Source organism: Streptomyces mayonensis (assembly GCF_018982965.1).
GTDB lineage: Bacteria > Actinomycetota > Actinomycetes > Streptomycetales > Streptomycetaceae > Streptomyces > Streptomyces mayonensis.
On record NZ_JACBYP010000040.1, the window covers coordinates 51392 to 64373 of the forward strand.

The 12982-nt window shown below is 71.7% G+C and carries 10 protein-coding genes; 3 read left to right on the forward strand and 7 right to left on the reverse strand.

Going from position 1 to position 12982, the window contains the following annotated elements:
- Positions 1-55 precede the first annotated feature (55 nt).
- A complete protein-coding gene (locus tag HZS56_RS17530) occupies positions 56-1258 on the forward strand; it encodes an MFS transporter (RefSeq protein WP_253914418.1) in 1203 nt (400 codons plus the stop codon).
- Here HZS56_RS17530 and HZS56_RS17535 read toward each other — a convergent pair.
- From HZS56_RS17535 to HZS56_RS17550, 4 genes are all read right to left on the reverse strand, one after another.
- Positions 1230-2243 carry an ABC transporter substrate-binding protein gene (locus tag HZS56_RS17535; protein WP_216721639.1) on the reverse strand — a complete coding sequence of 338 codons (1014 nt, stop codon included), beginning with the start codon at positions 2241-2243 and terminating at the stop codon, positions 1230-1232. The genes HZS56_RS17530 and HZS56_RS17535 overlap by 29 nt on opposite strands.
- Positions 2244-2280: 37 nt before the next feature.
- Positions 2281-3054 carry an ABC transporter ATP-binding protein gene (locus HZS56_RS17540; protein ID WP_216721640.1) on the reverse strand — a complete coding sequence of 258 codons (774 nt, stop codon included), beginning with the start codon at positions 3052-3054 and terminating at the stop codon, positions 2281-2283.
- Positions 3054-4157 (reverse strand): FecCD family ABC transporter permease, encoded by a 1104-nt coding sequence (locus HZS56_RS17545; protein WP_216721641.1) that lies wholly within the window; start codon positions 4155-4157, stop codon positions 3054-3056. The genes HZS56_RS17540 and HZS56_RS17545 overlap by 1 nt, the downstream gene beginning before the upstream one ends.
- Before the next feature lie 360 nt (positions 4158-4517).
- A complete protein-coding gene (locus tag HZS56_RS17550; RefSeq protein WP_216721642.1) occupies positions 4518-5138 on the reverse strand; it encodes a TetR/AcrR family transcriptional regulator in 621 nt (206 codons plus the stop codon).
- A gap of 66 nt (positions 5139-5204) precedes the next feature.
- On the opposite strand from HZS56_RS17550, the gene HZS56_RS17555 reads away from it, so the two are divergent.
- The gene (locus HZS56_RS17555) at positions 5205-5756 is read left to right on the forward strand and encodes a GNAT family N-acetyltransferase (protein WP_216721643.1); all 552 of its coding nucleotides are present in this window, start codon (positions 5205-5207) and stop codon (positions 5754-5756) included.
- 58 nt (positions 5757-5814) lie between these two features.
- Here HZS56_RS17555 and HZS56_RS17560 read toward each other — a convergent pair whose 3' ends face one another.
- Together HZS56_RS17560 and HZS56_RS17565 are read right to left on the reverse strand one after the other, a co-directional pair.
- The gene (locus HZS56_RS17560) at positions 5815-6747 is read right to left on the reverse strand and encodes an aldo/keto reductase (protein WP_216721644.1); all 933 of its coding nucleotides are present in this window, start codon (positions 6745-6747) and stop codon (positions 5815-5817) included.
- 86 nt (positions 6748-6833) lie between these two features.
- Complete coding sequence (locus HZS56_RS17565; protein WP_216721645.1) at positions 6834-7691, reverse strand: aldo/keto reductase; 858 nt, start codon at positions 7689-7691, stop codon at positions 6834-6836.
- Positions 7692-8082: 391 nt separating this feature from the next.
- Between HZS56_RS17565 and HZS56_RS17570 the strand changes: the two genes are divergently transcribed.
- Positions 8083-11370, forward strand: a complete 3288-nt coding sequence (locus HZS56_RS17570; protein WP_216721646.1) for a LamG-like jellyroll fold domain-containing protein — start codon at positions 8083-8085, stop codon at positions 11368-11370.
- A 59-nt stretch (positions 11371-11429) separates the two neighbouring features.
- Here HZS56_RS17570 and HZS56_RS17575 read toward each other — a convergent pair whose 3' ends face one another.
- Positions 11430-12947, reverse strand: coding sequence for a family 43 glycosylhydrolase (locus HZS56_RS17575; RefSeq protein WP_216721647.1), 1518 nt, complete (start codon positions 12945-12947; stop codon positions 11430-11432).
- Positions 12948-12982: the final 35 nt, after the last annotated feature.

Below are 12982 nucleotides of genomic sequence, written 5' to 3' on the forward strand. Positions count from 1 at the left end.
CCCCCGGTGCCCGGCATCTTCCCACCGCTGCGGCGTCCACGACCCGGGAGATCCCTTGCGCGACCCTCACCGCGAACGCGCGGCCGGCCACCGGGTCTGGCCGCTGTACGTCGGCGGATTCCTCGGTCCCTACGGCAGCACGATGGTGACGCCGATGGTGCACGAGGTGGCAGCCGGTCTGCACGGTACCCCGCAGACCGCGGCGGCCGCCGTCACCGTCTACATGCTGCCCTTCGCCGCCCTGATGCTGGTCAGCGGCACCCTTGCGGAGCGATGGGGGCGGCGGCGGGTGCTGCGGGTGGCGCTCGCGGCGTTCGTGGTGGCGACGGCGCTGTGCGCCGCGGCACCGACCATGGAGCTCTTCCTGACGGCCCGCGCCCTGCAGGGGGCCACCAACGCGTTCACCACGCCCCTTCTGGTGGCGGCCATCTCCGATCTCGTGGGCGGGGCGCGGCTGGCGAAGGCGCTGAGCCGGTTCGCCGCCGCACAGGCCGCGGGCCAGGGGTTGAGCCCGCTGTTCAGCGGGGTGGGCGCGGCCGTCGACTGGCGGCTCGCCTTCCTCGTTCCCGGCCTGTGCGGCCTGCTCCTGGTGTGCTTCCCGCCCTCGCGTTCGGCCACCCTGCGCACCGCGACGACCCGCGCCTCCTGGCGCTCGCTCGCCAACCGGCGGCTCGCCCTCGCCTGCGCCGTCTCCTTCCTCGCCTACCTCGCGGCGGTGGGCCTGACCGTGCTGGCCGTACTGCGTCTCCACGACCGTTTCGCACTCGGCCCGGTCGGCATCGGCCTGGCCGCCTCGGCGTTCGGTGCCGCCGGCATCGCGGCGGCACCGTTGACCGGCCAGCTCCTGCACACCCGGGGGCCGCGGCTCACCGGCCTGGTCGCCGACGCCGTCATGGTGGCCGGCCTGCTGTGCGCCGCGCTCGGCGCCCGTCTGCTCCTCGTGGTCGCCGGCATCGTGCTGGTCGGTGCCGCGGTCACCGGACTGCGGGCCGCCACCAACGCGCTGGCGGTCACCAGCACCTCCGACAACCGGGGCGGCGCCGCCTCCCTCGCTCTGTCGGCCCAGTTCTTCGGGGGTGCGGCGGCAGCCACGCTCTGGCTCCCCGTCTACCGGGCTCTCGGCGACGGGGGCTTCGCGCTCGTCGCCCTGGTGCCGGTGCTGTCGGCCGTCCTGCTGACGCCGGCCGGCTCGGTGGGCGGTCGTTCGGCCGGCCCGCCGGTGCGCGACCTCACCTCAGTTCCGCCGCGAGGGCGCTGATGGCGGCGGGGTTGCGCGGGCTCTCGACGAGGTCGACGTAGTCGAGGGTGACGAACCGGTCGTTCTTGACGGCGGAGACGTTGGCGAGCGGCGGGTACGACTTGAGGAAGTTCCGCTTCTGCTCCGCCGTGGTGTCCCCGTAGTCGTTGATCACTATCACCTCGGGGTCGCGGGCGACGACCGTCTCCCAGCCCACGGTGGTCCAGCTGTCCTCGAGGTCCTTCATGACGTGGTCGCCACCGGCCTTGGTGATGATGTCGTGGGGTCCTGCGAAGGCGCCGGACGTGAAGGGCTTGTCCTCGCCGCTGTCGTAGAGGAACACCCGCGGCCGGTCCGCGCCCCCGGGGGCCTTCGCCCGGGCTTCGGCGACCTGTTCGCGGAACTCGGTGACCAGGGTTTTGGCCCGGTCCTCGACGTCGAACACCTGCCCCAGGTTGCGCAGGTCCGTGTACAGGGCGTCGAGCGGCGCCATCACGCCGCGGGCCTTGCCCCGGCCGTTGCGGCACGACTCGCTGAGCAGGTACGAGTCGACGCCCACGCGCCGCAGCGCGGCGGGGGTGAATCCCCCGCCCTCGTCGAAACCGTAGTTCCAGCCCGCGAAGACCAGGTCGGCACGGGCGTTCAGCACCAGCTCCTTGTTGATCCGGTCCTTCGAGAGCCACTCGGTCTTCTGGTAACCGTCCTTCCAGGGCACCGCGGTGAGGTCGCCCTTGTCGTCGGGCATGACGTACCCGGCCATGTGGTCCTCCAGGCCGAGGGCGAACATGATCTCGGTGATCCCCACGTCGTTGGTGACCACGCGCTGCGGGGCCTTCTCGAACGTCTTCCTCTCGCCGCAGTTCTCGACGGTGACCGGGTAGTGGCTGCCGGACGACGCCGTGGCGGCGCCCGTCTTCCCCTCCTCCTGCGAGACGTTGGCCCCGCAGCCGGTGACGGAGAGAGCCAGGGCGAGGACGAGGACGGCGGGGCGTGGACGGCTGGGCATGCTGGTGGTTGCTCCTTCGGGGACGGCGCGGGGCGGGTTACTGGGCGGGCAGGCGGTCGAAGAGGAGCTGGACCGCGCCCGTCTCCGGGTGGGGAACGCGGTGCGCGCGGACACCGAAGACCTCGGCCAGCAGGGCCGGCGTGAGGACGTCGTGGGGCGCACCGGAGGCGACGATCCGTCCGCCGTCCACGACGTGGAGGAGGTCGCAGTGGAGCGCGGCGAGGTTGAGGTCGTGCAGGGCGGTGAGCACGGTGAGGCCGCTGGCGCGCACCAGGGACAGCACTTCGAGCTGCTGGGCGATGTCGAGGTGGTTGGTGGGTTCGTCGAGGACCATGACCCGCGGCTGCTGGGCGAGCGCGCGGGCGATCAGGACCCGTTGCTTCTCGCCGCCGGAGAGCGTCAGGAAGCCCCGGCCGGCGAGATGACCGGCGCCGACTCCGTCCAGGGCGGCGGCGCAGGTGCGCCGGTCCTCGTCGGTGTCCCGGGCCAGTGCCCCCTGGTGGGGCACCCTGCCCATGGCCACGACCTCGGCCACCGTGAAGTCGAATTCCGCGACCGCTTCCTGCGGAAGGGCCGCCAGCCGTCGCGCGCTCTCCCGGGCGCTCGTCGCCGGCAGGTCGTCGCCGTCGATGCGCACCACGCCGGCCGTGGGACGCAGGGCCCGGTAGACGCACCGCAGCACGGTCGACTTTCCACTGCCGTTGGGGCCGACCAGCCCCACGAACTGTCCGCTGCCCGCCCTCAGCGAGATGTCCTGCACGACCCGCGCGCCGGAGAACTCCACGCTGAGGCCGTCGATCTCCACGTCCATCACACGCCTCCGAAGGTGTAGCTGCGGCGGCGCATGAGCAGCACGAAGCAGGGCACGCCGATCGCCGCCGTGAGCACGCCGAGCGGCAGTTCGGCGGGGGCGAGCACCACGCGTGACAGGATGTCGACCCAGATCAGCAGCACGGCTCCGGCCAGGGGCGCGACGGCCAGCAGCCGGCGGTGGTCCGCGCCGACCAGCATCCGGGCGGCGTGCGGGACCATCAGGCCCACGAAGCCGATCGCCCCGCTGACCGCGACGACCGTTCCGGTGACGGCGGCCGCGGACACGAAGAGTTCCTTGCGCAGCCGTCCGGGGTCCACGCCCAGTGCGGCGGCGGTCTCGTCGCCCATCGCCAGGGCGTTCAGGCGCCGTGCCGACCAGCCGAGGTGGACGAGGCCGCCCAGGACCGCGCCCGCGGCGATCGGAACCGAGGCCCAGCTCGCGCCGCCCAGGCTGCCGAGCAGCCACATCATCGCGGACCTGGCCGCTTCGCCGTGCTCGGCGGCGAAGACCATGAACGTGGTGACGGCCGAGAAGCCGTAGTACATCGCGGTGCCGGTCAGCACGAGCCGGAGCGGGGTCAGCCCTCTGGGGGTGCGGGCGATCGTGTACACCAGCAGCATGGCCGCGAGCGCGGAGAGGAACGCGGCCGTGGACAGCGCCCACAGCCCCAGTGCGCCGAAGGCGCCGAAGATGAGCACGGCGTTGGCCCCGACGGCGGCGCCGGAGGAGATGCCGAGGACGAAGGGGTCCGCGAGCGCGTTGCGGACCATGGCCTGGACCGCGACACCGACGGACGCCAGACCGGCGCCCACCACCGCGGCGAGCACGGCCCGCGGGAAGCGGAGCTCCCACACGATGGTGTAGGACGGGATCTCGTCGGGAGCTATGGATCCGCCGGTCAGTCCCGCCCAGAGGTAGTGCAGTACCTCCGTCCAGGACAGTCCTGACGCCCCGAGGCCCGCTCCGCAGGCCAGCGAGACGGGCATCGCGGCGCCCAGGCCGGTCACGAGCCACGGCAGGGGAACCCGTCGGGGCGGTGGGGGCCCGGTGTTCGCCGTGCGGGCCGGCGCGGCGGGCAGGGGGTCGCGGAGCGTGGCCACAGGCGTCTCGCTTTCGCCTCGGGCCGTGCGCCTGCGTGATCGAAGGAGCGGGCCCGGGCGCCGGGCGCCCTGCGCAGCACCTCTCGCAGTCCACGGCGATTGACAGGAGCTTCACCACCGCGGGTAATCGGGCTCACGGAACCCCGTGCGGGCTCCGCCTACCGTTGCGGGTCAGCGCCGGACTTCGACCGGACTTCCCCCACGAGGCGTTGTGCAGCCTAGCGCCTGCCCCGGGCCCGTCTCCCACCGGGGGAAGGCGCGGGCAGGCACCCGGGCCGTCGACCGGCGGCGACAGGAGGCGTGGGGCGACGGTCGAACCGGAGGCAACTGCACAGCGCCGGACGAGAGCGCGCCGCAGCCTCAGGGCTCGGCACGGTCGGTGTCGCCGCCCTGGCCGGATCCGGCGAGGGCGGCCAGGTGGTCGTCCAGGAGCCCGATCTGCCGGGAGGGCGGGAACGCGGCCGGGTCGAACAGCGCCTGGACCACGAGGCCGAGCACGAAGGACTGGACGCCGGCCGCGGTCCGCGCCGGGTCGCCGGGGGGAAGCTCGCCGAGTGCCTGGGCCGCGGCCACCTTGTCGCGGAGGGTGTCGCGGCTCCTGGCGTACTTGCCGGCGTAGGCGGTGCTCAGACCGGGGTCGGACAGGACGTGGTCCCACGAGGAGACCCAGATCCGGTTGCTGCGGGCGGCCTCCTCGGTCAGCGGCAGCATGTCCAGCAGGGCGGCCCGCAGCGCGTCGAGTCCTTCGCCCGCCGGACGCCGGGGCCGGGACGTGGTCCGCTCCTCGAGCAGGTCCAGGGCGTGGGTCACGAGGGCGTGCTTCGTGGGGAAGTAGTGCGTCAGCAGCCCCGTGGTCGCGCCGAGCCGGTCGGCGACCGCGCGCAGGGTCAGACCGCCGAAGCCGCGCACCGCCATCACCCGCCAGACCGCTTCGGAAACGTCGCGTCGGCGGGCCTCGTGATCTCCCTTGGAGCGTGCCATGCCGTCACGGTATATTCCCACAACGCTTGTTGTGCAAATAGGTTGTCAAAACGGAGGGGGGTTGCCGTGTTGTCACTGGCGCTGCGGGACGGCGTTCAGCTCCGGGCCCTGGAGGTGTGGCACGCGCAGGAGTTCGCGGCCCATCTGGACCGGGCCCGCGAGCACATCCGGCCGTGGGTCGGAGCCGCGTTCGTCACCGACGACGTGGACGGGGCACGGGCCACGCTGGGGCGGTACGGTGCGTCGCGGGCGGCCGACGGGGCCCGCCTGTACGGCATCTGGCGCGACGGTGTGCTGGTCGGCGGCGTCATGTACGTGGAGTTCAGTGAGGCACTCGGCTCGTGCGAGATCGGGTGCTGGCTGGAGCCGTCCGCGGTGGGGCAGGGTCTCGTGACGACCGCCTGCGGCGCCCTGCTGGACTGGGCCCTCGCCTCCCGCGGCCTGCACCGCGCCGAGTGGCACTGCCGGGCGGACAACGCACGCAGCTCCGCGGTGGCCGGGCGGCTCGGCATGTCCCTGGAGGGCGTGCGGCGCGAGTCGTGGCCCTATGGGGGCAGGCGGTACGACACACAGCTCTGGGCGATCCTTGCCTCGGAGCACGCGCGGGCGAGCGCCTGACCGCGCCCGGGGCCCGGCCGGGAGCGCCGGCCGGGCCGGTGGCGGGGGGCATCGCCGTTTACGGCACCGTGTAACCGGCGGCGCGGAACAGCTCGTACCACTCGGGGCGGGTGAGCGGCAGGTCGGAGCCGAGCGCGGCGGCCGTGACGCGCTCCGGAGTGGTGGTGCCGAGCACGACCTGCATGCCGGCGGGGTGACGGGTGATCCAGGCGACCGCGACGGCCTCGGCCGGCACGCCGTACTTCTCGCTCAGCCGGTCGATCACCGCGTTCAGTTCGGGGTGGCGCTCCGAACCGATGAAGGGGCCGTCGAAGAACCCGGCCTGGAAGGGCGACCACGCCTGGACGGTGATGTCGTGCAGGCGGCAGTAGTCGACGATGCCGTCGTCGCGCACGACGGACTGGTCGAGGCCCTGCATGTTGGCGGCGACGCCCTGCGCGATCATCGGCGCGTGCGTGATCGACAGCTGCAGCTGGTTGGCGACGATCGGCTGCGTCACGTACTTGCGCAGCAGGTCGAGCTGGCGGGGCGTCTGGTTGGAGACGCCGAACGCGCGCACCTTGCCCGCCGCCGAGAGCTCGTCGAAGGCCCGCGCCACCTCCTCCGGCTCGACCAGCGCGTCGGGTCGGTGCAGCAGCAGGATGTCGAGGTAGTCCGTACCGAGCGCCTCCAGTGACCCGTTCACCGACTCGACGAGGTGCTTGTGGGAGAAGTCGAAGTACGGGCCGTCCTTGACGATGCCGGCCTTGGACTGGATGACGAACTGCTCGCGCTCCGACGGGGTGAGCCGCAGGGCCTCGGCGAAGCGGCGCTCGCAGCCGTGCATGCCCGTGCCGTACACGTCCGCGTGGTCGAGGAAGGTGATGCCCGAGTCGCGCGCCGTGCCGACGAGCGTACGCACCTCCTGGTCGGTCAGGTCCTGGATGCGCATCAGGCCCAGGACGACGTTGGGGACCACCATGTCGGTGCCGGGCAGGGTGAAGGTCTTCATGTGTCTCTTTTCGCTGTGACTCTGAATTCGCTGCGGTTCTGATTCGCTGCGGCTCTGACGGACGGGGGATCGGGCGGAGCGGGCGGTCAGGCGGACAGGAGCGCGACCTGGTCGGCGGTGAGTTCCAGATCGGCCGCGGCGGCGGAGTCACGGATGCTGGCGGGGCGCGAGGCGCCGGGGATCGGGACGACCACGGGCGCGAGCGCGAGGTGCCACGCGAGCGTGACGCGGTGGACACTGGCACCGGTCTCCTCGGCGACCCGCTGGAAGGCGCCGTGGCGCTCCGCGAGGTCCTTCGCGTTCGCGATGCCGCCGAGCGGGCTCCACGGCAGGAAGGCGATGCCGAGTCCGGCGCAGTGCTCCAGCTCCTGTCTGCTGGAGCGGAACGACGGCGACCACTGGTTCTGCACCGAGGCGAGCCGGCCGCCGAGCACCTCGCGCGCCTCGTCGATCTGCGCGATGTCGGCGTTCGAGATGCCGGCCATTTCGATGACGCCCTCGTCGAGCAGGTCGCGCAGCGCCCCGACCGACTCGGCGTAGGGTACGGCCGGGTCGGGGCGGTGGAACTGGTACAGGCCGATCGCCTCGACGCCCAGCCGGCGGGCGGACTCCTTGGCCGCGCGCTTGAGGTAGGCGGGGTCCCCGTTGCGCGTCCAGGTGCCGTCGCCGGGACGCAGGTGGCCTCCCTTGGTGGCGACGAGCACGCCGGCCGCGCCCGCGCCGTACTCGCGCAGGGCCCGGGCGACGAGTTCCTCGTTGTGGCCGACCTCGCCCGCGTCCCGGTGATAGGCGTCGGCGGTGTCGATGAGGGTGACGCCTGCGTCGAGCGCGGCGTGGACGGTGGCGATCGAACGCTCCGCGTCCGGGCGGCCCTCGATGGACATCGGCATGCCGCCGAGGCCGATCGCGGAGACGGTCCGGTCGCCGATGGTGCGCTGCTGCATGGATCTCCTTGTCCGAAACGTCTTCGTGGGATCGCGGCGCCGCCCGTTCACTGTAGGAAGCGCTGATCCAGAATTCCAACAGCTGTGAGTGCTGGTATTGAGAAGCGGTACATCTGAATGATGCGCGGCCTGTGGCAGGGCGCCACCGCCCCCGTCGGCCGGTGAGGCGTCGCCGGGGCCGGGCTGACGCCGGATCAGCGCAGTGCTGCGCGAGGTCTGGACAGGCGCGGGCGGGCGTGTTGTCATTCCGCTGGCACCAGGTTTCCAACGTTGCAAAAGTAGCCGACGACCGTTGCCCGTACCGGCGTTCACCCCTGTCCCCCACCGTGGTCACGCGCGCCCGCACGCCGACTGGTAACCGGTCCTGGCACTCCGTGCGAGGAAGGGTCCGATGAAGAGAAGACACACCCGCCCGCGAGCCAGAGCGTGGGCACTCCTGACAGCGGCAGCCCTGGTGCTGCCCACGAGCGGCCTCACGGGCTGGGCGACCGCCGCCGAAGCGGCCGCCGGCCGGCCCGCGGTCCTCGCCGAGAAGGACGGGCCGGCCGCCGTCGAGGTGCAGGGCCTGAAGGGCGAGTACTTCAGCATGTCCGCGCCGGGGGCGCGGGACTTCGCCGAACTCGGCGGCACCGTGCTCGACCCGCAGATCAACTTCTCCGGTCTGACCGGCACCTTCCAGGAGCTGACCGGCCGGACGGAGCACACGACCGCCCGCTGGACGGGCCGGATCGAGGCACCGGCGACCGGCGACTACACCTTCCACGCCATCGGCGACAACGGCTTCCGGCTCTTCATCGACGGCGAGCCGGTCATCGACCACTGGGAGGGGGACTGGGACAACGAGCAGACCAGCGCGGCGGTCCGGCTGGCCGCGGGCGAGAAGCACGACTTCCGCCTGGAGATGTTCCAGGACACCGGCGGAGCCAACATGTTCCTGCGCTGGTCGACGCCGGCCATGCCCAAGCAGCTGGTGCCGATGTCGGCGTTCACCCCGCCGGACGACTTCGAGGTCTACCCGCTGGAGCCGTCCGTCGGCGAGGACGGACGTCAGGTGCGGGTCCGCTTCGAGGGCCGGGCCGGCAACGTGAAGGACCTCGCCGAGCACCTGAAGGTCGAGGCCGACACGACCCCGATGCCGATCGGATCGGTGCGGGTGGCGCCCGGCGACCGCAACTCGCTGCTGATCGGCCTCGCCGAGCCGGTCCAGCAGAACCAGCAGGTCAAGTTCTCCTACGACGGCGAGGGCGGCCTCACCGACGGCGGCGAAGCGGTCCCCCAGGTCGTCCGCTGGGCCCAGAACGCGTCCGCCCACCGGCTCACCACCCCGTGGGGCGACAAGCTCGACGAGAAGAACCCGCTGCCCGAGTACCCGCGGCCCCAGCAGGTCCGGTCGAAGTGGAAGAACCTCAACGGGCCCTGGCAGTTCAGCGCGGCCCGGGAGGGCGAGCAGCCGGTCTTCGGCAAGAACCTCGACGAGAGGATCATCGTCCCGTTCCCGGTCGAGTCGCAGCTCTCCGGGCTCGAGCGGCACGCGGACCACATGTTCTACCGCAAACTCGTCCAGGTGCCCAGGAGCTGGAAGGTCGGCGAGAGCGGCAAGGACGGCAACCGGCTGAAGCTCAACTTCGGTGCCGTCGACTACCAGGCACGCGTCTTCGTCAACGGCAAGCAGGTCGCCGAGCACACCGGCGGGTACAACGCCTTCAGCGCCGACATCACCGACGCGCTGAAGGACGGGGGGCCGCAGGAGGTCGTCGTCGCGGTCACCGACACCGGCGGCGCGGGCCAGCCGATGGGCAAGCAGTCCCGGAACCCGGGCGGCATCTTCTACACCCAGTCGTCCGGTATCTGGCAGACCGTGTGGATGGAGCCCGTCGCCCGCGCGTCCGTCGACAACGTGGTCACTACGCCGGACATCGACTCCGGCAGCCTCGCGGTGACCGTCGAGTCCGACGACGCCTCCGCGAAGGCCCGGGTCGAGGCGGTCGCCCGTGACAAGCGCGGCAAGGTCGTCGGCAGGGTCAGCGGGCCGGCCAACGAACAGCTGCGGCTGCCGGTCGCCAAGCAGCACCTGTGGAGCCCCGACGACCCCTACCTCTACGACCTCGACGTCAAGCTGGTCGACGGCAGGTCGACCGACCGCGTCGGCGGCTACTTCGGCATGCGGGAGATCGGTGTCGAGAAGGTCGGCGGCTTCCAGAAGCTGGTGCTGAACGGGAAGCCCGTCTTCTCGCTCGCCACCCTCGACCAGGGTTTCTGGCCGGACGGTCTGTACACGGCGCCGAGTGACGACGCGCTCGCCTTCGACCTGGAGGCGCACAAGAAGCTGGGCTTCAACGCCGTGCGCAAGCACATCAAGGTGGAGTCGCCGCGGTGGTTCTACCACGCGGACCGGCTCGGGCTGCTGGTCTGGCAGGACTTCGTCTCCGGAGACTTCCCCGACGAGTCCGCGCAGCAGGCCTTCGTCGACCAGGGCACCGAGATGATGCGGCAGCACCACAACTCGCCCTCGATCATCGGATGGATCGTCTTCAACGAGGGCTGGGGCGAGTGGAACCGGGAGGCCACCGGCCGTCTCGCAGAGTCCGTGAAGGCCGCCGACCCGTCCCGGATCGTCAACGCGCACAGCGGTGTCAACTGCTGCAACTCCAAGGGAGATTCGGGCAAGGGCGACATCGTCGACCACCACGACTACAACAACGAGGACCCGCCGTTCCCGGACGAGAACCGGGCCGCCATGGACGGCGAGCACGGCGGCTTCACCCTGCGCACTCCGGGACACATGTGGCCGGGCGCTCCGACGGTGATCTACAGCGGCGTGGACAGCAAGGAGGCGCTGACCCGCAGGTACGTGGAGAACACCGAGGAGTTCTACCTGGCACAGGCCGGCGCCGAGCTGTCCGGTTCGGTGTACACGCAGATCACCGACCTGGAGAACGAGCTCAACGGGCTCTACACGTACGACCGCCGGGAGATCAAGGTCGATCCGGTCCGCGTCCGTGAGGTCAACCGCAAGGTGATCGCGGCCGGTGCGGCGGCGGGCGACCGGGAGCCGCTGACGGGCGGCGGCAGCTGGGCCCTGGACGAGGGCTCCGGCACGAGGGCCGCGGACGGTGGCCCGAACGGCCGGGACCTGACCCTGGCCGGGGGCACCACCTGGACCTCCGGGGTCAGCGGCAGCGCGCTGGAGTTCGACGGGCAGGGGCAGTCCGCGCAGACGGACGGGCCGGTGCTCGACACCACCGGCAGCTACTCGGTCTCCGCCTGGGTCCGGCTCGACGCGCTCCCCGGCAACTACGCCACCGCGGTCAGCCAGGACACCCGGCGCCAGGCCAGCCCGTTCTACCTCCAGTACGGGCAGGGCGCCTTCGCCTTCAGCACGCCGGGAGAGAACCGGGCCCGGCTGGTGACCACCCCCGAGACGGGCCGCTGGTACCACCTCGTGGGCGTGCGCGACGGATCCGACAACCGGATCAGGCTGTACGTCGACGGCGAGCAGGCCGCCGACGCGGCCGCCGGACCCGCCTACCCCAGCACCGGTCCCCTGGCGGTGGGCCGCGCCCAGTGGGACGGCGACGCGACGGACTTCTGGAGCGGGGCGGTCGACCAGGTCCACGCGTACGACAGGGCCCTCACGTCCGAGGAGGTGAGGGCCCTGCACACCCAGGAGCGGCCGTAGCGCCGGCGCCTCGGGTTCCCGGGCGGGAGGCGGGGCGACCCGCTTCCCGCCCGGGCGGTTCAACGCACGGGCCCGACCTCGACGTTGTCGAAGGAGGCGCCGGTGCCGAAGACCCGCAGACCGTTGGCTCCGCTGTCGTACGTGCCGTCGGTGACCGAGATCTTCGGGGTCCTCATGTCGTCCACGTACACCTTGATGGACGGACCGACGGCCGTGACCCTCACCCGGTGGGCGGACCCGGGCGCGAGGCGGGTGCGGGCGGTTGCCAGCGGTGTCCAGGAGTCGTCGACCCGGCCGAGCACGACCCTGCCGTCGCGGCCGATGCCCGCGTAGTAGCCGCTGTAGGCGTCCGTGCCGACGGACGGCCGGGTCACCCGGAAGGTCAGGCCCGCGTCGCCGTTGCCGCGGCCGGGGCGCAGACGCACGTCGGCGTCGTAGGTGAAGTCGGCGAAGTCGGTGTCGAGGAGGGCCTTGCCGCCCGCCGAGCGGTCCGCCCGGTAGCGCCCCTGGGCGACCGCCCAGGTTCCGCCGTAGGTGCGCCAGCCGAGCGCGTTGCCGTCGGCGAAGTTGTCCTTGACCTCCATCCGGATGCGGCGGATGGTGCCGTCCTCGTTGAAGTACATCCGGTCGTAGGCCAGTTGGCGGTGGTTGCCGTCGGTCTCGCTGAGCGGACGGCGGTGGTAGAGGATGTACCAGATGTCGGTGCCGGGGACGTTGACCACGGAGTTGTGACCGGACCCCTTGGCGACCGCGGGGTCCTGGGCGAGAACCTTGTCGATCTTCTCGAACGGCCCGGTCGGCGAGTCGGAGATCGCGTAGGACACCGAGTAGTCCGGCCCCGTCCAGCCGCCCTCGGACCACATCAGGTAGTACTTGCCGCCCCGTTTGAACATCTGCGGCCCCTCGACGTAGTCCGCGGGCGTGATCTCCTTGTAGGTCGATCCGTCCTCGAAGGTGCCGAGGCTGGTCATGTCCGGGTTGAGCTTGACGACGTTGGCGTGGCCCCAGCCGCCGTAGTACATGTAGGCCTGCCCGTCGTCGTCGATGAAGACGTCCTGGTCGATGGGCTGGGCGCCGTTGTGGAAGCGGGAGACGAGCGGAGCGCCGATGGCGTCCTTGTAGGGCCCTTCCGGACGGTCGGCGACGGCCACTCCGATGCCGCCGGTCTCGGAGTCGTTCTGGATGTCGTTGGCGGCGAAGTACAGGTAGTACTTGCCGTTCCGCTCGATCGGCGCCGGCGCCCACACGGCGTACTTCGCCCAGGCTACGTCCGCCGCCTTCAGCACCTCGCTGTGCTTGGTCCAGTGGACGAGGTCCTTCGAGGAGAACGCGTCCAGGTAGGTCTGCTCGGCGTAGCTCTTCGAGGTCGTGGGGAACACCCAGTAGCGCCCGTCGTAGATGACGGTGTCGGGGTCCGCGTACCAGCCGTCGACGAAGGGGTTCCCGGCTTCCGAGGTCGAGTACGCGGGGACGGGGGCGGCGACGGCGGCGGACGGCGAGAGCGTCGCGACCAGTCCGCCGGCGAGCAGTGCGGCGCAGGACCTGGCGACGAACCCGGTCGCTTTGAGGGGGGCCATGGCGGGGCTACTCCTGTCGGTCGGTGGTGGGGGCG

What these genes read in the sequence shown, in the direction of transcription:
- HZS56_RS17570 (WP_216721646.1), top strand. Translation starts at nt 8,083, where the DNA reads ATGAAGAGAAGACACACCCGCCCGCGAGCCAGAGCGTGGGCACTCCTG.
- HZS56_RS17550 (WP_216721642.1), bottom strand. Translation starts at nt 5,138, where the DNA reads ATGGCACGCTCCAAGGGAGATCACGAGGCCCGCCGACGCGACGTTTCC.
- HZS56_RS17560 (WP_216721644.1), bottom strand. Translation starts at nt 6,747, where the DNA reads ATGAAGACCTTCACCCTGCCCGGCACCGACATGGTGGTCCCCAACGTC.
- HZS56_RS17575 (WP_216721647.1), bottom strand. Translation starts at nt 12,947, where the DNA reads ATGGCCCCCCTCAAAGCGACCGGGTTCGTCGCCAGGTCCTGCGCCGCA.
- HZS56_RS17540 (WP_216721640.1), bottom strand. Translation starts at nt 3,054, where the DNA reads ATGGACGTGGAGATCGACGGCCTCAGCGTGGAGTTCTCCGGCGCGCGG.
- HZS56_RS17565 (WP_216721645.1), bottom strand. Translation starts at nt 7,691, where the DNA reads ATGCAGCAGCGCACCATCGGCGACCGGACCGTCTCCGCGATCGGCCTC.
- HZS56_RS17535 (WP_216721639.1), bottom strand. Translation starts at nt 2,243, where the DNA reads ATGCCCAGCCGTCCACGCCCCGCCGTCCTCGTCCTCGCCCTGGCTCTC.